This window comes from Shewanella sp. SR1 (assembly GCF_020447145.1).
Taxonomy (GTDB): Bacteria; Pseudomonadota; Gammaproteobacteria; order Enterobacterales; family Shewanellaceae; genus Shewanella; species Shewanella baltica.
In genome coordinates, this window is record NZ_JAJAEF010000021.1 from 20,569 (window position 1) to 40,676 (window position 20,108).

A 20,108-nucleotide genomic window follows, 5' to 3' on the forward strand; every position below is an offset into this window, starting at 1 on the left:
ATGCAAGAAACCAGCTTAACCCCCTCGGCGGCTAAACCTAGCCGCCTAGGTTGGTTCGACGATGTCCTATTATTGGGCATCATGGCCGTATTAGCAGGCTGCGGCCTGATTTACGAATATCTTTTATCCCACTATGCGGGGCGCATTTTAGGCGCATTAGAAGCCGCCATCTACACCATGATTGGCTTGATGATAGTCTCCATGGGGTTAGGTGCCTTCGCCGCCCGTAAGATCCGTGATGCCTTTACCGGTTTTGTGATCTTAGAACTCACAGTCGCACTCTGTGGCTCACTCGCCATTTTAATCACAGCGGCGGTGATTGGTTTCGGCCAACAACTGCCCTTGATAATTGCCAACACCTTAGGTTTACCGCCAGATCAACTGCCTGAAGGCGGCATGATAGGCTTGCTGCAAAAACTTAGCGAATACTTACCCTATGTGTGGGGCGTGTTACTGGGCCTGATGATTGGTATGGAAATCCCACTGATCGCCAGGGTGCGCCAATCCCTCTCTGACGAACATTTACTGCACAACGCGGGGACAATTTACGGCGCCGATTACATAGGCGCAGGCATAGGTGCCGCCATTTGGGTGGGCTTTATGCTCGCCATCGATATCCAACTTGCCGCTGCCTTAACCGCCAGTTTTAACCTGTTGGCGGGTTTTGTGTTTATCTGGCGCTTCTGGCCTAAAATCCGCCGCCCTAAACTGCTTTTAACTGGGCATTTTATCGTGACTGGCATTTTACTCGTGTTAGCCATCCACGGACCACGCTGGGAACAAGAATTTAATAATTTGCTCTATAAAGACAAAGTGGTTTACGCCAAGGCGACACGCTTCCAACAGTTGACCTTCACCGAGCGACTACGCGGTAACGGTCTGCCGCCCGTTTATGCGTTATACATCAATGGTCGCTTACAGTTTTCTAGCATAGACGAACACATTTACCATGCGTTTCTCGTGCATCCCACACTTGCAGCCAGTGCCCGTCATAACAAGGTGTTGATCATTGGCGGTGGCGATGGACTCGGTCTTAAGCAAGTGCTGCGCTGGGAGCCTGAGCAAGTGACGCTGCTCGATCTCGATGTCGGCCTAGTGCAATTGTTTAAGTCGCCCGATACAGATATGCCCGAGCGTTTGAGCCGCGCTATGTTGACGCTCAACGGCAATGCGCTAAACGATCCCCGTGTTACTGTGATCAACGACGATGCATTTAATGGCGTCGATAAGCTGATTGCCACAGGCGTGAAATACGATGCGATTATCGTGGACTTGCCCGATCCGAGCCATCCCGATCTTAATAAGCTGTATTCGGATTATTTCTACCGTAAATTAAAGGAACTTATGAGCAGTGATGGCGCTCTGACTGTACAGTCAACATCGCCTTACCATGCCCCTAAGGCCTTTATTTCGGTAGCAAAAACCTTGGCATTGGCAGGATTTGACGTCAAACAGTACCACCATAATGTGCCCAGTTTTGGCGAATGGGGCTGGAGTATAGCCACCGCAGGCGGACTCGATGCACAACACAGATTAGCTAAGTTAACTGAGCTGCCCATCAAAGATGACTGGCTCACCTTAGGTTTAGTGGATGGCGCCTTTGAGTTTCCAGCAAATTTTTATCAAGATGCCGCCAAAATAAAACCCAATGAATTGGGTTCGTTGCAGCTGTATCACTACCATTTACAAGATTGGTCCGAGAATCAGGGACTGAATCTTTTTTAATAGGATGAGATAGTGCTTGACATATTATGTCTCAGTGCTATCTTTGAACACAGACATAATATGTCAATAAGGACAAATATGAATATCCATACCATTGCCAATCACCTCAACAGTCTTGGCAACACCAGCCAAACTGGCTTTCAATTTGATTGTTATCCAATCGATGGTGAAGTCGAAGTGTTGCAAGTGAATGTGGTTGGCCGTGAAGAAATCCCGGTATTTGTATCGGTGACGGACAACCAAGTGCTCTGCATCAGCTACCTGTGGGGCGAGAACGAAGTAAACCAAGATCGTCGCAGTGAAATGTTTGAAACCATGCTAGAGCTCAACATTCCAATGCCTCTGTCATCCTTTGCAAAAATTGATGACAAATACGTAGTTTACGGTGCGCTATCACTACAATCTAGCATGCTCGAAATCGAGCAAGAATTATCAGTTTTATCCGATAACTGTTTAGAAGTTATCGATGAAATGGTCGATTATCTGAAATAAGGAGCCACAAAATGGGCATTCTGAATAAAATTTTAACAGCGTTTCGTGGTGGTGCTACCGAAGTGGGTCAAGGCATCGTTGACGCAAACTCAACCCGTATTTTCGAACAGGAAATCCGTGACGCAGAAAAGCATTTAACCAATGCTAAACGTGAACTGACCGATGTTATGGCGAAAGAAATGCAAGCCAGCCGTGAAATCGACCGCCTGAAACGTTCGATTGCCGAACACGAAGGTTATGCGACTCAAGCATTGGACAAAGGTAATGAAGCCTTAGCAATTGAAATTGCAGAGAAGATTGCCGAGTTAGATCAAGAGCTGTCTGAGCAACAAAGCGCCAACGATAGCTTTAGCGCCCATGCTGCACGTTTGAAAGACTTAGTGAAGAAAACCGAGCGCCAACTGTCTGATTATCAACGTCAGCTGAGCATGGTTAAAACCACTGAAAGCGTGCAAAAAGCCACGGCAACCATTACTGATTCGTTCGCGTCTAGCAACTCTAAGCTGCTGAACGCTAAAGATTCACTCGAGCGCATCAAGGCTCGTCAGCAACAGTTTGACGACCGTCTCAAAGCGGCAGAAACCTTAGCCGATGAAAACAGTGACAAGTCACTGCAATCTAAGCTAGCCGAAGCCGGTATTGGTGAACAAAAGTCGAATGCAAATGCTGTGCTAGACCGAATCAAAGCACGTAAAAGCTAAGCAATGATTGACCGAATGCCGAGTCTCAGTGGGATCATCACCCCCTACTGACCTCGGCATTTTTTTGTTTCATCCGCATAAAATAATTGACCACTATTGCCCGTTACGATCCGCAGCCAATCGATTTGAAGCCGCACGCGAGCATAGTCAGCAGGAGTCACTATGGGATTTTTCAATAGTATTTTTGGTAAGAAAGCAGCGCCACAGCGCGAGCTCAATCACCCATCCCAGCTCAATGTGGGCGACATGATCTCAATTGATGACAGTTTTGCCCTGCCGCCACAACTTCGTGGTCAACAATTGAGGGTCGAAGCCGTACATACCTACGAGTCTGAACGTAAACAGCAAACCGAATGGTTACTCAAAGGTCATGGCAGCGACACACTCTTTTTAAGTATCGAAGAAGACGACGAAACCTATCTCGCCTTTTCGATTAAGATTTCCCGCGCCCAAGTGGAACAGTTATTCGATCTTGAGCAGTTCAGCGCCCTGTTCGATGAACCGGGCCATGCCGAGTTAACCACTCAAATATTACCGGCCGACTTAGCGGAACAACTGGAACAATGGCTTGGAAAGCAATATCACCAAGTAACGTTTGCCGCTTTTGGCTATTTCCATCGTCAGGATTACCGCGGTCAAAAACCACCACAAGACGCCAATGGCGCCACGGGTGAGCCCTTCGAGTATTATTTACTGCTCGATGACGATGAAAGCTGCGCCGTCGAAGTGGAAGTCTACGAAGGTGGCGACACAGATGTTGTCTTGACCCTATATCGTCCACTGACGGATATTCGAGATTACTGGCCAGCGAAATAACCCGAAAATAAGATAAAGTGCGTGCTCGCACTTTATCGATAATCCCAATACAATCTCACAGATAAGCGCTAGAAACGGTTGATAGCAATAGGTAATACGCCATGAGTAAAACCAAACACCCTCTCCCCGAGCAATGGTTGAAGAACCAACAAGCCGCAAAAGCAACGCAAGTGGCTTTCGATCTCGATGAAAAATTTCAATACTCAATTCGTAAAGCCGCGTTAGATGCAGGCGTGAGCCCTTCGGATCAAATTCGCACTATTTTGGGCTTGAGCGTATCGAAGCGGCCATCGCGTCCGCGCCTTACCGTGTCACTCAATGCCGATGATTATGTGCAACTGGCAGAAAAATATGGGTTAAGCGCCGATTCGCAGCTAGAAATTAAACGCCGTGTACTCGACGATTTAGTTCACTTTGTGGATGAAACCTAACGCCGCAATCACTTCACGCGCCAGCCCTTTATGTGAATGGCTGGCGTGATTAATCGACAAATAGCCCTTTTATTGACTAAGACAATTTACTCATAGCCTAAAGTCTTTTACTTTAGTTGAGATATTCGCCGCACTTAACAGGGATCATGTTTGGCATGACAGATAAAACCCCATGGTCACTTCGCACCCTTGGCACCCCTTCTCCATTCGAAATGGCGATGATGCTGTTATCCTTGCTGTCGGTGATCATAGTGCTCGTTATGACCTTCGGTCGCCTCGATAGCGAAACCTACCGCTTACTCTTTTTCGTCGATACCAGCATTTGTATGATTTTCATGATCAACTTCTTTATTGGGTTGGTCCGTGCTCGCGATAAGCGCTTTTTCATTCGGCACCATTGGATTGATTTTATTGCCAGTATTCCGGCAATTGAAGCCCTGCGCATGGCGCGGCTGTTCCAAATACTGCGGGTAATACGCCTGATCCGTATGAGTCGTTCACTGCTGCTGCCGCTGATCAAACAACGTAAACAAGCCACCTTAGCCAGTTTGCTCGTCGCCATGGTGACGATTCTGACCTTAGCCTCAGTGATCATTTTGATCGTCGAAAGCGGCACCGAAGGCGCTAATATCCAAACCGCAGAACAAGCGATTTGGTGGGCGTTAGTCACTATCTCGACTGTCGGTTACGGCGATTATTATCCGGTGACGACAGCTGGCCATATCATAGGCGGTATTGTGATTGTCAGCGGCGTGAGTTTTTTCGGGGTGATCTCAGGTTATATGGCGTCGGTATTTGTCGCGCCCGATGAAACTGAGCGTCAGGAACGTCAAGAGGCCCATAAAGCCGAAATCAAATCAGAGCTTGAATTAGCCTTAGCGAGAATGGAAGAAAACCAGCAGAAAATGGAACAGAACCAAGCGCAAATGCTCGCCAAAATTGCAGAGCTTAAACAGGTTATCGAAACAAAAAATAGCTGATTTAGCGAATAATGGGCTAACAATCTACAAAAGAAAGGGCTCATTCCATATTGGATTGAGCCCTTAGTGTTTTTCAGTGCCGAGCTAGAATCAGTGCTGCGCCAGTCAATAGACTTAGGAGCAGTTCAAAGTTATAAACATAACCCTACCAATAGACCTGTTGCTGCATCGCATTACGACGCGTCGACTCCATGGCAAATAACAAACTCTGCTGTTTATCTTCCAGCCATTCATTTAAATCGATATCCAACTCTCGGCTCGCATCCTGCACCGCGCGGTAACAAGCTAAGGTTTTAATCCCGAGTACCAGATCTTGCCAAGGTGCGCGAAATGCATCCCGTGATTTTGCCTCATATAAACTGCCATAGGCGTGACCGACTAAGATGCTCTCATCAAGCACTGCAGCCACTTGCAGGTAATTTGCGGTAGTCATGACAGTATTGAGTGGCATTACCTCAACGATCGCCATCCAAGAGGCTTGCTGGGCGCGGTCAGCATGCTGGCGTAAGCTAGGCTGATTGCTGATATCCACTTCACCGGCACTGACCTTAAGCAAAATCTCGACAATCGCCAGCTGTAATTGTCCATATTCAGTTTGCTGCCACAAGGAGAGTAAACGTTCTGTTAGATTCATTTCACTCAGCTGCGCCATGAGCCGCGCTTTAACTTGGGCATGTTGGCCAAGTTTTGCGAATAAGCCCCTTTGGCTCCCAAGCAAGGCGGTTAGCGCCTGTGCTTGCTCGATAAAATCGAGCTGTTTTTCAATCGACATGAATTGACTCGACAGTGTCACATTCAATAATTCGAACTGACTTAAGGTCATCCGCAGTAAACGAATACAGGCGCGCATCCGCCACCACAGCGCCACACAAGCTTCGGGTTTGCTTTCCTCTGCAATCATGCTTTCTAATAATTGCCAACGCTCAAGCGCGGTTTCAAGCAAGATTTGGCAGTTTGCGGTTAAATCCTGTGTAGAAGAATCGTGGGGTTCAGCAAGAGGCAGAAATTCTAACGCGGTTAAATCGAGCGGCTTAGCTTTACCCGCCAATCGATAGCCGCGCTGCGCCTTACTGGCTTTGCCTAAACGCACGGGCACCACACTAGCCACTTGCATTGCCAGTTTAAGTAGCGCTTCAGTATCGCCACTGAGGAGTTCAAACTCTAACTCGCACAGGGCTTCTTGCTGACCATTGGCGGTGATTTCACCTATGTCCAACGCCACTTCGACCACGCTATTATCAATTTGGACATGCCAAGCGCGGCGATAAAAATCGGTGTGAAATATACAGGTCAACTGGGCTTGAGTGGCCGCTAAATCGGCATCGGCTGGCCAAATACTGGCTGGGAATAGACTTAAATCTGGGCTATCAGCTTGGATAGTCACGTTATATTCGGGCCGCGAATGAATCCCACCCACGACTTGCCCTGCGGTTTTTATGGTCTGCTCTCTGTGCCCATCGTAACCGCGCACCCGCAACCCCATGTCCCACTGACGCAGTTGTAAGTCAGGGGTGTCGAAGTAACCATTCGCCAAACGACGTTTACCTTGAGGTACGGCATTATCGAGACTATCTAACTTATTTATCAGGGATTCTTGATATATCGGCAGGAAAAACAGTTTTAATTCAATCTCAGCATTCATTGCGTTACCGCTCATTTTGTCATCAAACATTCATTGATGCGTCATCTTTAGTTCATAATGTCACAAATGTGTCATAAAAATCCCGTAGGATTTGGTTTTGCAGTTGGTATATAACCCGTTAGAATAAACCTGTCGTTTTTTCTGAAAAAACACAGTTTCAATACGCGGACGCATAGGTTAACATGCGCCCGCTTTTTCCAATAATGGAACAATCTAAATAGGTAAACGGCAATGCCAGTAAACTCTATTTTGGGCGTGTTTGCAAAATCGCCAATTAAGCCTCTTCAAGAGCACATGGACAAAGTACACGATTGTGCATCGTTACTCGTCGCCTTTTTCGAAGCCACTATCACAGGTAACTGGGACAGTGCGGTTCAATTACGTAAGCAAATTAGTTTAGCCGAGAAGCAAGCAGATTCACTAAAGCGTGAAATTCGCCTTACTCTGCCAAGCGGTTTGTTTATGCCAGTAGAACGTACAGATTTATTGGAACTTTTAACTCAACAAGACAAGATTGCCAACAAAGCAAAAGATATTTCTGGTCGTGTTATCGGCCGTCAGCTGTTAATCCCTCAGGTCATGCAAGTCCCTTTTATTGCTTATCTACAACGCTGTATTGATGCGGTAGCACTAGCAAAGCAAGTCATTAATGAACTCGAAGATCTGTTAGAAACAGGTTTCCGTGGTCGTGAAGTCGACTTAGTGGCAAAAATGATCAACGAACTCGATATCATCGAAGAAGATACTGACGATCTACAAATTCAGTTACGCCGTCAGTTATTCGCCATGGAATCTGAATTGAATCCTGTCGATGTGATGTTCCTATACAAAACGATTGAGTGGGTCGGTGGTCTTGCAGATCTCGCCGAACGCGTCGGTTCACGTCTTGAGCTTATGCTGGCTCGCGTTTAACAAATAAGGTTATCAAGGTATCAATATGGTTGATGCAGGTATTGAGGTGGCTAACGTCTTAGTCACCAATGGCCCGTGGCTTATTGCCGTTGCGGCTGCATTTGGTTTTCTCATGGCATGGGGTATTGGCGCGAATGACGTTGCCAATGCGATGGGAACCTCTGTAGGTTCAAACGCAATTACGATCAAACAAGCGATTATTATCGCGATGATCTTTGAGTTTGCGGGCGCGTTTTTAGCGGGTGGCGAAGTCACCAGTACAATCCGTAATGGGATTATTGACCCCAGTTACTTCACTAATACACCTGAATTGCTGGTTTACGGCATGATAGGTTCGCTATTAGCGGCAGGTATTTGGTTAGTCGTCGCGTCTGCTTTAGGTTGGCCAGTATCGACTACACACTCTATTGTCGGCGCCATTATTGGTTTCGCGGCTGTTGGTGTAGGCACTGATTCGGTTGAATGGGGTAAAGTGGGCGGTATCGTAGGTTCTTGGGTGATTACCCCTGCAATCTCAGGCTTTATGGCATTTATCATATTCCAAAGCGTACAGAAGCTTATCTTCAACACTGATGACCCATTGAGTAATGCTAAGCGTTATGTGCCTTTCTACATGGCATTTGCTGGCTTTATGATGTCTTTAGTGACCATCCTTAAGGGCTTATCCCACGTGGGTATTCACTTAAGCGGCGCTGAAGCTTATATGTTAGCGGGCGCAATCGCGGTTGTGGTTGGTCTAGTGGGTAAAGTGGCGATTTCACGTTTAAAAATGAGCGACAAAACTGACCGTCAAACTCAGTTCAAAAACGTTGAAAAAGTGTTTGCGATCCTGATGGTACTGACAGCCTGTTGTATGGCTTTCGCCCATGGTTCAAACGACGTTGCCAACGCGATTGGTCCTTTAGCAGCGGTTGTTTCTGTCGTTAACAGCGGCGGTGAAATTGCATCAAAATCACCATTAGTCTGGTGGATTTTACCTTTAGGTGCCGTAGGTATTGTGATGGGTCTGGCGATTTTTGGTCAGCGCGTTATGCAAACCATCGGTAAAAACATCACTCACCTGACGCCAAGTCGTGGTTTTGCGGCTGAATTAGCAGCGGCTTCGACAGTGGTTATCGCATCGGGCACAGGCTTACCTATCTCTACCACACAAACCTTAGTCGGTGCGGTATTAGGTGTGGGTATGGCCCGTGGTATCGCAGCGATTAACATCGGTGTAGTGCGTAATATCGTTGTGTCTTGGGTTGTGACCCTACCTGCCGGCGCAGGCCTATCAATCATCTTCTTCTACATGATTAAAGGTATCTTTAATTAAGAAGTTTCGCTAAATAAGTTGCTGAAGTTAAGTAGCATTAGCACCTAGGACTAGAAGGTCATAGGAAAGATTGAGTGAAAAGGGAATGGTCATAGCATGGATGCAGTAAAGTTGAGGGAAGTCTATGACTTCCCTCTTGCATTACAGGCCTCAAATCCCTAGCATGTGCAGACTATTTCGTTGATGAGAATACAAAAGTGTTTAGACTCCTGACTCTGGTAGGAATGATGTTACTGTCTTCCAACCTGCTGGCCGAAGGCCAATCCCGTTACATCTCGGATAACGTGTTTCTTTATCTTTTAGGTGGCCCTGGTACTGAGTTTCGAATTCTTGGCTCGATTGAAGCCGGTCAACCTGTGACACTGCTCAACGAAACCCAAGGTGATTACTCTAAAATCATCGACCATAAAGGCCGTGAAGGTTGGGTACAAACTAACTTAATCAGCTCGACTCAGAGTTTCCGTGAACAAGTGCCAGCGTTAACCTCTGAGCTTGCACAAGCTAAAGCTAAGCTAGCGGAAGTATTAAGTTCAACGGATAACCACGCCGACGAAGTTGCCGAACTGAAGGCTAAGCTAAGCGAGTTAGAAACAAACCTAGCCAAAACCACTCAAGAGCGTGATCAACTGAAGAATGCTGTAGATCGCACCGCCCAAGACGAGCGTTTTGAGCTTTGGCGTCAAGGTGGATTAATCGCAGGTTTAGGTTTAATCCTTGGCATTATTTTAGTGTATTTACCCAGACCACAACGTCGCAGTAAAAAACGTTGGATGTGAGTCTGACACACAAAAAGTCTTAATTTACCTTCCAAAAGCCAGTGTTTTCAAACACTGGCTTTTTTGTCAATCAAGCGTTACATCTACTTATTAACAAGCCAATCAAACAAGCTTCACAATCTTTCACGCTATAGTGTTGTCCGTCACATTTTGGTTGTATAATCGGCGCGCGCAAACCTTCATATTGTATACAAAATATCAAATGCGTTTGGCGCCTCCCAATTTGTTTCAACAATAGCGCCCCAATAACGGCCAAGATGGAAGCGATAACTATGTTCAAAGCGAGTGAAGTGCTGGCAGGCCGCTACGATTCTGCCAATCTCGACGAACTGTTCAAAGCGATCAGCGACAACTACATTGTCGATGAAGAACAATACTTGTCAGAGTTGATCCAACTAGTTCCCTCAAGTGATGAAGCCATAGAGCGCGTCACTCGTCGTGCCCACAAACTGGTTAACAAGGTTCGTCAATTCGATAAAAAAGGTCTGATGGTTGGCATAGATGCCTTCCTGCAACAGTACAGCTTAGAAACACAGGAAGGCATTATCCTGATGTGTTTAGCCGAAGCGCTGCTGCGTATTCCTGATGCGGCCACTGCCGATGCACTGATTGAAGACAAGCTTTCAGGCGCTAAGTGGGATGAGCACATGAGTAAGAGTGATTCTGTGCTCGTTAACGCATCGACCTGGGGCCTTATGCTCACGGGTAAGATTGTTAAACTCGATAAAAAAATCGATGGCACCCCAAGTAACTTACTCAGCCGCTTAGTTAATCGTCTCGGCGAGCCAGTGATCCGCCAAGCCATGATGGCCGCGATGAAGATCATGGGTAAGCAGTTTGTGCTGGGCCGCAACATGAAAGAAGCCCTGAAGAACAGTGAAGACAAGCGTAAGTTAGGCTATACCCATTCATACGATATGCTGGGCGAAGCGGCGTTAACTCGCAAAGATGCTGAAAAATACTATACCGATTACGCCAATGCGATCACTGAGCTCGGTGCTCAAAGCTATAACGAAAATGAATCACCGCGCCCAACGATCTCAATCAAGCTATCGGCATTGCACCCACGTTACGAAGTGGCCAATGAAGACCGCGTTTTAACTGAACTGTACGACACAGTTATCCGCCTTATTACACTGGCTCGCGGCTTAAATATCGGTATTTCTATCGATGCTGAAGAAGTCGATCGCCTCGAGTTGTCACTGAAACTGTTCCAAAAACTGTTTAATTCAGAAGCGGCAAAAGGCTGGGGATTACTCGGTATTGTGGTTCAAGCTTACTCTAAGCGTGCCCTACCCGTACTGGTTTGGTTAACTCGCCTTGCGAAAGAGCAAGGAGATGAAATCCCCTTACGTCTGGTAAAAGGCGCCTATTGGGATAGCGAACTGAAATGGGCCCAACAAGCTGGCGAAGCCGCTTACCCACTTTACACTCGCAAAGCCGGTACTGACGTTTCTTACCTCGCCTGCGCCCGCTACTTGTTATCGGATGCGACTCGCGGCGCTATCTACCCACAGTTTGCTAGCCACAATGCGCAAACCGTTGCGGCGATTTCAGATATGGCGGGCGATCGTCACCATGAGTTCCAACGCTTACACGGCATGGGACAAGAGCTGTACGACACGATTTTGTCGGAAGCTGGCGCCAAATCGGTACGTATTTATGCGCCCATAGGTGCCCATAAGGATCTACTGCCCTACTTAGTGCGTCGTCTGCTGGAAAACGGGGCCAACACTTCGTTCGTCCACAAGCTCGTTGATCCTAAAACCCCAATCGACTCATTAGTGGTGCATCCGCTAAAAAACGCTGACGGGCTATAAAACCCTGGCTAACAATAGAATCGTTTTACCTGCCGATATTTTCGGTAGTGATCGCAAAAATTCCAAGGGACTCAATATGAACATCATTTCCGAATCTGAGCCATTTTTCGCGGCAATAGAACAGTTTAAAAATACCCAATGGCAAGCAGGCCCTCTGGTTAACGGCAAAACCTTAACCGGTGAGCACAAAACCATAGTCAGCCCATACGACACCACCCAAACAGTGGGTCAAGTAGCCTTTGCCGATGATGCGGCCATAGAACAAGCACTTGCGTCTGCTGAAGCGGCGTTTGCCTCATGGGCACGTACGCCGGTTGAAACCCGTGCCTCTGCGCTACAAAAACTCGCTGACTTATTAGAAGAAAACCGCGAAGAATTGATCGCCTTGTGTACCCGTGAAGCGGGCAAGAGCATTCAAGACGGTATCGACGAAGTACGTGAAGCCGTTGATTTCTGTCGTTACTACGCAGTTCAAGCTAAGAAGATGATGGCAAAGCCTGAACTGCTTCCTGGCCCAACAGGAGAGCTGAACGAACTTTTCCTCCAAGGCCGCGGCGTATTCGTGTGTATTAGCCCATGGAACTTCCCATTGGCCATCTTCCTCGGCCAAGTGTCTGCGGCATTAGCGGCGGGTAACACAGTTATCGCGAAACCTGCGGAGCAAACCTCAATTATTGGTTACCGTGCAGTGCAACTTGCTCACCAAGCGGGTATTCCTGTCGAGGTTCTGCAATTCCTACCGGGTACGGGTGCGACTGTGGGTAGCGCAATTACGGCCGATGAACGTATCGGCGGCGTATGCTTTACCGGTTCAACTGGCACAGCAAAACTGATTAACCGTACACTAGCCAACCGTGATGGCGCGATTATTCCTTTAATCGCCGAAACTGGCGGTCAAAATGCCATGGTAGTGGACTCAACCTCACAACCTGAGCAAGTGGTTAACGATGTGGTTTCATCGTCATTCACTAGCGCAGGTCAACGCTGTTCAGCATTGCGCGTACTCTTCCTCCAAGAAGACATCGCCGATCGCGTGATCGAAGTGCTGCAAGGCGCGATGGATGAGTTAGTGATTGGCAACCCAAGCTCAGTGAAAACTGACGTAGGCCCAGTGATTGACGCAACCGCCAAAGCCAACTTAGATGCGCACATCGACCATATCAAGCAAGTCGGCAAGCTTATCAAGCAAATGCCGTTGCCTGCTGGCACTGAAAACGGTCACTTCGTTTCGCCAACGGCGGTTGAAATCGATTCGATTAAAGTGCTTGAGAAAGAACACTTTGGCCCAATCCTGCACATTATTCGCTACAAAGCAGCCGAGCTAAGCCAAGTGATCAACGAGATCAACAGCACAGGCTTTGGCTTAACCTTAGGTATCCACAGCCGTAACGAAGGCCATGCCCTTGAAGTTGCAGATAAAGTGAACGTGGGTAACGTGTATATCAACCGTAACCAAATCGGCGCAGTGGTGGGTGTACAGCCTTTCGGCGGTCAAGGCCTGTCAGGCACTGGCCCTAAAGCCGGTGGCCCACACTACTTAACCCGTTTTGTGACTGAAAAGACTCGCACTAACAACATCACCGCCATCGGTGGTAACGCGACGTTACTGTCTTTGGGTGATGGCGAAGAATAAGCATACTAAACCCTCGTTTTAGATTACCGCGATGCATCTTGGGTCGCGATAACTAAACAACAAAAAAGCCAGACTGAGTCTGGCTTTTTTATTGGGATGTGAAACGACACTTGGGTGTATTGCAAGAGCTCACTTAGCCTTGCATCAAACTAACCTTGTTCATTATGACATCTCGATCATGACACATACTTCACTACATATCCGTCATTAAGACAGGTTGTCCAAAACCTTTGAGTTCAGCATGGGAGGACTCAAAATACTGCTGCCAAAACTGTTTTAACGGCAACATCACTTGGCCGCCTCTAAATCCTTTTGACGTTGCAGGTACCCAACCCGCACCTAACACATAAATATCTGCCTGCTTAAAGTCACTCAGCATATTCGCGTTTTGGATTTTTAGCATTTCTTGCTCAGGCTCGATGACTTTTAAGGTATTTTTACTGTAAAAACTGGTCACGTCTGAATTCTCAACCATATCAGACACCAGTAACAATACCCGACGTCCTTCGGTATCAGCAGCCACTTGCGGCGCAATAACCTGAGATAAATTACTGAGGATTTCAGTTTTAGGCAAATCCACATCATTAGGTTTAAAGGCATGTTTTATATGGGCATCAATCTTACTTCTAACAAACTGAGCCTGTTTATTCATGCAGCTATCAAAGGTCATTAAATTTTTCTTCGATACATCATCTCTGTCAGCAATATCAGTATCCAACCTGCCGCTAAACAAGACATCGGTATAAAAATCTTTCACATAAGCACTAAAGCTGATGATAGTGATCTTATCCCCAGGTTGAAGAAAGAGATGCACCTTCTCATGAACTAGCTTTTTAATATTAATATCTGGTGAGAAAGTTCCATCAATCGCCACAAACAAGTGTCGGCTAGATACCGTCGTCGCTGTCAGTGGATCAATTTTGGCAAATTCGTAGCAGCTTTTAATGTCATTTCTCTCGGCAGCTACGGCCGGCAAACACATAGACATAGACATAGCTAGTGTGCCAAACAAGCCAGTAAGCGCCAACTTAGCGAGCGTTGTCATTTCAGTCATTAACTCAACTCTCCAAGCATCTCTTTGCGTAAACGATCGCGCATCTGCTCTTCAGTTTCGACAGGCTTTTTCCGCTGAGCGATTTCAGCAAGCAACTCTTGTCGAATACGCTGTTCAGCTTGTTCTGGCGTTTCAGCTTCAGCGGCCTTTTTAGCGCTCGCTTCTGCAACAAGCTCTGCTTTCAATCTTGCTTCCATCGCTTCTGCCGCTTCAGGAGCCTCTACTCCCTCAACAGCATTCGTCGTTGCTACTACAGGAGTACTCTTCATCGCCTGATGACTAGCTAACGTTTGATGCTCGCGTAAACGTACAGATTGATCATATCGGCTTTCCGCATTGCCTAAATCTTCCATGTACGTCAGGAATGAACGATCACCACATGCCTCCAATACCTCTAAAACCTTAGGATCTTGGCAATTAGTTTCGGCTTTTTGATTCATTCTTTGCTGCAAGTTAGTTAAGCGTTTCTGGGCCACACGCGCGACTTGTTGCTTTAAACGAGAATAGTGTGTTTTGAACTCGCGCTCACTTTTAAAGTTACCAATTTCTTTACGGGCATCTTTAGAATGTTTGCCAGCAAATCCCGTTTTAAAACCGATTAAAATACCGAAAATTTGCAATAAAATGAATAGGAAGGCAAGAAATATAAAAGTCCCCCAACCGCCTTTCTGCTCACGCTCCCATATGTCAGTATCGGTTTTAGCATCGGCACTTTTAGACTCTTCCACTAAGAATGCAGGCGGTGCTTCGGCATAAGGGTCTTGCTCTTGATAAAGCCCACTGTTTTGCTGGATATTAACTTCGTCAATATGCATCTTTTCAAGTACTTGACCACGCACATAGGTAGCCAATACAGCAATCACTAAAATCGCAATAGCAGTAATTGTTGTAATGAAATAGCGAGGCTTAACTTCAGCATTAGTAGAAATCCGATTAATGACTTGCTTATATTGCGGTTCATCATCATCTTCAAAGGTTTTATCTAAATTAATACGAGTATTAGGCGCTAACTCTGGTGTAGCCTTATCGCGGTTTTTAGCATTTTTCCACCATACTTTGGCCTTTTTAATGAGCGAGTTCGCATGCAGCTCGTGCCCAGTAAAGTGAGTCAAACCAACCAGTAAAACCGAAATGATAAAGGCAATACCCACGGCACCTTGTTGCTGGAGTTTTTCCGATGCACCAGGGATGGTAAAACCAGAAAGTACATAACTGAATCCCATAGCCTCAACAAATACTAAGGCAGCAATCAATATCCAACCCAAAATATGTAAGTTGTTACGGCCGTTTTCAGTCACTTTGCCCAAATAATCTTGGCTTTTACTGAAAAGCTCTTCGTCCTTATTCACTTTCTCATAATGAGCAGCAAAATCGGTACAAAGTGCGACTTCTGTATTTAACCAGTCCTTGTCGTAGATCTTAACTTGAGTTTCATAATCTTTCGCTAAGCGACTTTCCTTGCCGATTAATGGAAAGGCATACCATGTATTAAGCCACCAAAAACTGACTTTATCCCACCAAACCGTAATCACGACCACAAGAACCATCAACGAAAGTAACAGCGACACTAGCGCGCGATACTCATTAAACAACATAGACACAAAATCCATTTCCCACTCCTAGGCGTATTGCTTATAACAATTTAGGTTCAAAATCGGCTTCATAAACCGTTTTATTCTTTTCATAATACAACTTGCCAGCAATCGCGGTCGCGGAACGATCAATTGGCATCACAACATCCATACAGCGCACTGGAGAGTCTTTTTCTGTTGTAAAAACACGATATAACAAGCCTTTATCACCATAATAAGTTTCTACATGGCTAGTGAGCTGATAGTTAGGCGCATCTTTACTTGAACCTTTGTAGTTCTTCCAAATATTCACTTTAGGCGCAGAGACAGCCGTACCAGTGTCTTTAATCACAGCCACAGGGGTTAAGCCAATATAGTGACCATTCACTTTATTTACCCAAACGGTACCGTTCATGCCCGGTAAGTAATCAGCAGTGTTGTAGTCATTACGGTTGTAACTCTCACCCGTAGCTAAACTCTTCACATCACCAGTAACCCGAGGTCCTTCAACTGCGCAGTTTAAGCTCGAAACTTCAGATGCATAGGCCTTGCTGAACAATGCAAAACCGCTCTCTTTCTTAACACCCACTAACTGGGTGAAATTCGTCGATGGATCGAGCATTTTTTTACCGCCAAAATCGACTAAGGCTTTTTGCAGCTTCACTGGCTCAAGCAATTTGACGATTTCCGACTGAGTCATTTGTATTTGAGCGGGTTCGGAGGTAGAGATACTCGGTTTGCTTGACTGAGTTGTAGGCTGCTTTACCACTTGAGTGGGTTTGACTGTGGCAACTTTATCCTGTGAGCGGCGAGACAAATAACTTAAGTTAGTCTTCTGCTTATAAGAATAGGCCAGTAATTGGTCGGGTTTGCCATCGATCTCAACAATTTCTACTCGACGATTTTTTGCCTTGCCAGCGTCATCGCTGTTAGCTGCAACGGGTTGTGATTCACCCGCACCTTGGAAGAATAATCGCTCTGTAGGAATGCCTGCTTGATTAAATAGGGTAGCCACATAACGTGCTCTTGCTTCGCTGAGCTCTTGATTTAACGCCTCTCCACCACTGGCATCGGTATGCCCAGTAATCAGGATGTTTTGTTTTGAGTCTTTATAAATAGCGGCGAGTTTTTGAAATTTTTGCTTAGCTTTTGGCGTCGCCTCTGAAGATCCTGAAGTAAACATCACTTCACTATTGCTCGAAACCGTTGCAGCCATTCCTACAACTTGGTAATTAGCGTATTTATCTGAATCTTCCTTCGACATCGTTTGTTCGGTTGAGCTGATCAGTAAACTACTTTGCTGCTCATCGGATGCTTTCGAAGCACTGATTGAAGTAAATTGAATATCAAGATTTTCTGTTTTCGCTAACTGTTCTAATGCTTCACGCTTTTGTTGAAAATCATAACCAACGGTACAACCAATCGCGGCACCAGCGGCACCGCCATAAAGCATACCTTCTTTGCCACCCAAATAATTCCCAATCAATACACCTAAACCAGTACCAATAGCACAACCAATAACCGTTTCTTTATTGTTTTCGACGGATTGAGTGATAGCACAACTGCTAAGTGATAATACGCCAGCCACCGCAAGCGATATGGATTTTAAATTAGACGTCATAGTCATCCCTAACTTTTAAAAATTCAAAATTGAATTTTAGATACAATCAATTAAGTTAAGGATTAGAAGAAATTAGCCTATAAAAGTCAATCTAAAGTTGATACCAATGTAATCAAAACATTAATTAAGGCTGAAATTTGTAAGTTACTTTATATCAAGGATATCTAAATAACTGACACCTAGCGCTGTCATAAAACGACTTCATACTAGGGCGTGTTGACGTTTCGAGATTAACTTTTGTTCGCTTTGGCAAGCTAGTGATCGCGAAACGAGGAGTGAAGTGTCGTTATTCAACTCAAATGACGAGCGGCTTGTGTAATAGTAAAGTAAGAGCAATAGCTTGCCAGACGAACCCTTCGGGCAACGTTTGGCTGTCGTTTCTGCCGCGTTATCGCCCGTTTATGTAGAATAACTACACCACACGGGCTTTGCCTTGCATAAAAGCCAGCCAAATCACGGCAAAAATAACCCTGAAACGTCAACATGCCCTAATGTGAGATAACAATCACTATGCAAAAAAATCATTACAGGAAATCGTTTCTCAGTTGCACCGAGTCTTTCATAGACCCCATAATCTGCAAATAACGAATACTCTCTTTTCTGCTGATATTACATTTTACTAAGGTGGCTATGACATTTTCGCTGTTAGATATTTCTGCATTGGTGTGGTTTATCGTTTCTTGGGCTGGCTATACCGCCTTTGCCCGTCGTAAGGCGAAAGATACCGACTGTATTGCCCGTGGTCTGCATAAGCATAGAATTTACTGGATGCTTGAGGTGATGACCCGCGGTGTGCGTGTGGGTGATGCGGCGCTGCTGGCCAACCTTGAGCGCAATATTGCCTTTTTTGCCTCGACTACGCTGTTTGTGCTCGCGGGTGTGCTGACCTTATTTGCACAAGTTGAGCGACTAGAAAGTGTTATTGCGACGATTCCCTTCGCCACGCCACCGAATCATGCGTTGGTGCAAGTCAAGCTCGCCTTGCTAGTCAGTATTTTTGTGATGGCCTTCTTCCAGTTTACTTGGTCGATGCGCCAATACGGTTTTGTGAACGTGATGATAGGCGCGGGTCCTTTAGACAGCGATGGCTCAAACGACAATCTCAAATCCTACGCAAGACAGATGGCGACGGTACAAGATCAAGCGGCGCACTCCTATAACTATGGCTTACGCGCCTATTACTTTTCGATGGCAGTATTGTGCTGGTTTGTGCACCCGATACTCTTTATCTCAGCGAGCTTATTTGTGGTCGCGACCTTATATCGCCGCGAGTTTAAGTCCCGCGCGGTTCTGGCGATCACTGCGGCAAAAGGCCATCTGCAAATAGAGAGTCAAGTGCGGGAAACGGCACGCAACCATAAAATAGAATCATAACCTTAGCGGTTTAGGTCGCAGGTATCATCTTGGTTGAAATTATTGTTCTATACTCTTTGGGTTATGTTTCTATTGAAATACTGGGAGAGTGCTATGAGCGATAACTTATTAACCTTAGATGAAGTGTGCAAAATGTTAGATAAAACACCTGCGACCATCAAACGTTTCGCTCGGGAGAATTTACTTTCGAGTGTTCAAGATGGTGACGAATTGAAATTTCCTGAAGCGGAAGTGAAACGCTATCTCGCCTTTTCACAACGCTTAGGCTAAAACGCATTTGGCAATTAACGGCAAATAAAGCGGGATAACCGCTGCTTAATCGTTTAAGTTTGTGAAAGTGGCTTGAATGTAAATGCGATGCTTAAGTTTAAATACAAGGCTTAAGTTTAAGTCGTCGATAGCGAGTTAAAACAAACCTTGAATGCGATATGGACAGTGACGCTCAAAGGGATTTGAACTTAGCCATAGCGGTTTGTTGCGAGAGATTGCTTAGCCGGATTTAGCATCCGGCCATTAAACTTACGCCGCTAATCTTTAAGCTACTAAACGTTAAGCTATTAAATGTTAAGCCATGAACCTTAAGCTATGAATCCCACAAGATTGAACCATCACTGATCATTTAAAGCCTGCTGCAACTGCCGATAGGATAACAACTCCCGCTGCGTTTCACTTAAACCCAAATCGGCGGCGAGTTGTTGTAATTGCGCTTCATACTTAGGCAACAAGGTTTCATCGTTAGTCATAATCGCAAGCTCAGCAAAATCTCCTAAGCCTTCGAGATGATCGATTGTTAGATGAAATTCACCGAGAAAATAGATACTGCGGCGCTTTTTAATTTCCAGTACGCACTTATAACCTAAGGTATGCAGCATACTTTTTGCCTTGGGCGCTTCAGTGATATTAACGGCTTCACAGCGGTCTTTTTCCGGCCCTTTCACTATCCACAGCATAATCCCCGATGGCTGCATCTCACGGATGCACAAGCTCTTGTGCTCGCCTTTAAGTGATTGTGATGGCAGATCAAAGTAACAGTCATGCTCAAAATTATCTTCGAGCATGATCTCAGGATTTTTCATCTGCAAGGCAGCGAAAAAAGCGTGGCGATCCAATAAGCGATATTTAAGCTCGACCTCAAATTTACCATTAAAATGGGCATTGATTTGTGGGGCTAACGCTTCTGGCATCGCAGGGTTCATCGATTTATATCCGCTTTTAATGGGTAAAAAATATCGCTATTCATCATAT

16 protein-coding genes and 1 pseudogene are annotated in these 20,108 nt (G+C 45.8%); 12 read left to right on the forward strand and 5 right to left on the reverse strand.

Annotated features, from left to right (window positions below; translation table 11 throughout):
- The 6 genes from KV201_RS17150 (at window position 1) to KV201_RS17175 (ending at window position 5,145) form a co-directional block, all read left to right on the forward strand.
- The gene (locus tag KV201_RS17150) at window positions 1-1,725 is read left to right on the forward strand and encodes a polyamine aminopropyltransferase (protein ID WP_226060019.1); all 1,725 of its coding nucleotides are present in this window, start codon (window positions 1-3) and stop codon (window positions 1,723-1,725) included.
- A gap of 78 nt (window positions 1,726-1,803) precedes the next feature.
- Complete coding sequence (locus KV201_RS17155; RefSeq protein ID WP_006082925.1) at window positions 1,804-2,217, forward strand: YjfI family protein; 414 nt, start codon at window positions 1,804-1,806, stop codon at window positions 2,215-2,217.
- Between the two features lie 11 nt (window positions 2,218-2,228).
- A complete protein-coding gene (locus tag KV201_RS17160; protein WP_006082926.1) occupies window positions 2,229-2,918 on the forward strand; it encodes a PspA/IM30 family protein in 690 nt (229 codons plus the stop codon).
- Window positions 2,919-3,080: 162 nt separating this feature from the next.
- Window positions 3,081-3,734: a hypothetical protein gene (locus tag KV201_RS17165; protein ID WP_006082927.1), complete on the forward strand. Its 654-nt coding sequence runs from the start codon at window positions 3,081-3,083 to the stop codon at window positions 3,732-3,734.
- A gap of 101 nt (window positions 3,735-3,835) precedes the next feature.
- Window positions 3,836-4,165, forward strand: a complete 330-nt coding sequence (locus tag KV201_RS17170; RefSeq protein ID WP_006082928.1) for a hypothetical protein — start codon at window positions 3,836-3,838, stop codon at window positions 4,163-4,165.
- A gap of 155 nt (window positions 4,166-4,320) precedes the next feature.
- Window positions 4,321-5,145 (forward strand): ion transporter, encoded by an 825-nt coding sequence (locus KV201_RS17175; protein ID WP_126491239.1) that lies wholly within the window; start codon window positions 4,321-4,323, stop codon window positions 5,143-5,145.
- Between the two features lie 145 nt (window positions 5,146-5,290).
- Here the strand turns inward: KV201_RS17175 and KV201_RS17180 are convergent, their stop codons facing one another.
- On the reverse strand, window positions 5,291-6,787 hold the full coding sequence (locus KV201_RS17180; RefSeq protein WP_226060046.1) for an inorganic triphosphatase: 1,497 nt from the start codon (window positions 6,785-6,787) through the stop codon (window positions 5,291-5,293).
- 231 nt (window positions 6,788-7,018) lie between these two features.
- Between KV201_RS17180 and KV201_RS17185 the strand changes: the two genes are divergently transcribed.
- From KV201_RS17185 to putA, 4 genes and pseudogenes are all read left to right on the forward strand, one after another.
- Entirely contained in the window at window positions 7,019-7,699 is a 681-nt protein-coding gene (locus KV201_RS17185; protein WP_006082931.1) for a TIGR00153 family protein, read from the forward strand.
- A gap of 25 nt (window positions 7,700-7,724) precedes the next feature.
- Window positions 7,725-9,014, forward strand: coding sequence for an inorganic phosphate transporter (locus tag KV201_RS17190; protein ID WP_006082932.1), 1,290 nt, complete (start codon window positions 7,725-7,727; stop codon window positions 9,012-9,014).
- 227 nt (window positions 9,015-9,241) lie between these two features.
- Window positions 9,242-9,790: a TIGR04211 family SH3 domain-containing protein gene (locus KV201_RS17195; RefSeq protein WP_226060047.1), complete on the forward strand. Its 549-nt coding sequence runs from the start codon at window positions 9,242-9,244 to the stop codon at window positions 9,788-9,790.
- Between the two features lie 257 nt (window positions 9,791-10,047).
- Window positions 10,048-13,243 (forward strand): annotated as a pseudogene (putA, locus tag KV201_RS17200) (bifunctional proline dehydrogenase/L-glutamate gamma-semialdehyde dehydrogenase PutA).
- A 193-nt stretch (window positions 13,244-13,436) separates the two neighbouring features.
- Here the strand turns inward: putA and KV201_RS17205 are convergent.
- Genes KV201_RS17205 through KV201_RS17215 form a run of 3 tightly spaced genes read right to left on the reverse strand, consistent with a single transcriptional unit; the run spans window position 13,437 to window position 17,489 of the window.
- Window positions 13,437-14,297: a hypothetical protein gene (locus tag KV201_RS17205; protein WP_226060020.1), complete on the reverse strand. Its 861-nt coding sequence runs from the start codon at window positions 14,295-14,297 to the stop codon at window positions 13,437-13,439.
- On the reverse strand, window positions 14,297-15,907 hold the full coding sequence (locus KV201_RS17210; protein ID WP_226060021.1) for a hypothetical protein: 1,611 nt from the start codon (window positions 15,905-15,907) through the stop codon (window positions 14,297-14,299). Before KV201_RS17210 ends, KV201_RS17205 begins: the two co-directional genes overlap by 1 nt.
- Window positions 15,908-15,929: 22 nt before the next feature.
- Window positions 15,930-17,489, reverse strand: a complete 1,560-nt coding sequence (locus KV201_RS17215) for an OmpA family protein (protein ID WP_226060022.1) — start codon at window positions 17,487-17,489, stop codon at window positions 15,930-15,932.
- 630 nt (window positions 17,490-18,119) lie between these two features.
- On the opposite strand from KV201_RS17215, the gene KV201_RS17220 reads away from it, so the two are divergent.
- The gene (locus tag KV201_RS17220; protein WP_226060023.1) at window positions 18,120-18,863 is read left to right on the forward strand and encodes a DUF599 domain-containing protein; all 744 of its coding nucleotides are present in this window, start codon (window positions 18,120-18,122) and stop codon (window positions 18,861-18,863) included.
- A gap of 93 nt (window positions 18,864-18,956) precedes the next feature.
- The gene (locus tag KV201_RS17225) at window positions 18,957-19,133 is read left to right on the forward strand and encodes a helix-turn-helix domain-containing protein (RefSeq protein ID WP_006082937.1); all 177 of its coding nucleotides are present in this window, start codon (window positions 18,957-18,959) and stop codon (window positions 19,131-19,133) included.
- A gap of 338 nt (window positions 19,134-19,471) precedes the next feature.
- Here KV201_RS17225 and cyaB read toward each other — a convergent pair whose 3' ends face one another.
- Complete coding sequence (gene cyaB / locus KV201_RS17230) at window positions 19,472-20,059, reverse strand: class IV adenylate cyclase (protein WP_226060024.1); 588 nt, start codon at window positions 20,057-20,059, stop codon at window positions 19,472-19,474.
- Window positions 20,060-20,108 lie beyond the last annotated feature (49 nt).

Bases quoted from the DNA above. Each gene is read 5' to 3' on its own strand.
- KV201_RS17150 (WP_226060019.1), top strand. From the start codon at position 1: ATGCAAGAAACCAGCTTAACCCCCTCGGCGGCTAAACCTAGCCGCCTA.
- KV201_RS17155 (WP_006082925.1), top strand. From the start codon at position 1,804: ATGAATATCCATACCATTGCCAATCACCTCAACAGTCTTGGCAACACC.
- KV201_RS17160 (WP_006082926.1), top strand. From the start codon at position 2,229: ATGGGCATTCTGAATAAAATTTTAACAGCGTTTCGTGGTGGTGCTACC.
- KV201_RS17165 (WP_006082927.1), top strand. From the start codon at position 3,081: ATGGGATTTTTCAATAGTATTTTTGGTAAGAAAGCAGCGCCACAGCGC.
- KV201_RS17170 (WP_006082928.1), top strand. From the start codon at position 3,836: ATGAGTAAAACCAAACACCCTCTCCCCGAGCAATGGTTGAAGAACCAA.
- KV201_RS17175 (WP_126491239.1), top strand. From the start codon at position 4,321: ATGACAGATAAAACCCCATGGTCACTTCGCACCCTTGGCACCCCTTCT.
- KV201_RS17180 (WP_226060046.1), bottom strand. From the start codon at position 6,787: ATGAATGCTGAGATTGAATTAAAACTGTTTTTCCTGCCGATATATCAA.
- KV201_RS17185 (WP_006082931.1), top strand. From the start codon at position 7,019: ATGCCAGTAAACTCTATTTTGGGCGTGTTTGCAAAATCGCCAATTAAG.
- KV201_RS17190 (WP_006082932.1), top strand. From the start codon at position 7,725: ATGGTTGATGCAGGTATTGAGGTGGCTAACGTCTTAGTCACCAATGGC.
- KV201_RS17195 (WP_226060047.1), top strand. From the start codon at position 9,242: ATGTTACTGTCTTCCAACCTGCTGGCCGAAGGCCAATCCCGTTACATC.
- KV201_RS17205 (WP_226060020.1), bottom strand. From the start codon at position 14,297: ATGACTGAAATGACAACGCTCGCTAAGTTGGCGCTTACTGGCTTGTTT.
- KV201_RS17210 (WP_226060021.1), bottom strand. From the start codon at position 15,907: ATGGATTTTGTGTCTATGTTGTTTAATGAGTATCGCGCGCTAGTGTCG.
- KV201_RS17215 (WP_226060022.1), bottom strand. From the start codon at position 17,489: ATGACGTCTAATTTAAAATCCATATCGCTTGCGGTGGCTGGCGTATTA.
- KV201_RS17220 (WP_226060023.1), top strand. From the start codon at position 18,120: ATGACATTTTCGCTGTTAGATATTTCTGCATTGGTGTGGTTTATCGTT.
- KV201_RS17225 (WP_006082937.1), top strand. From the start codon at position 18,957: ATGAGCGATAACTTATTAACCTTAGATGAAGTGTGCAAAATGTTAGAT.
- cyaB (WP_226060024.1), bottom strand. From the start codon at position 20,059: ATGAACCCTGCGATGCCAGAAGCGTTAGCCCCACAAATCAATGCCCAT.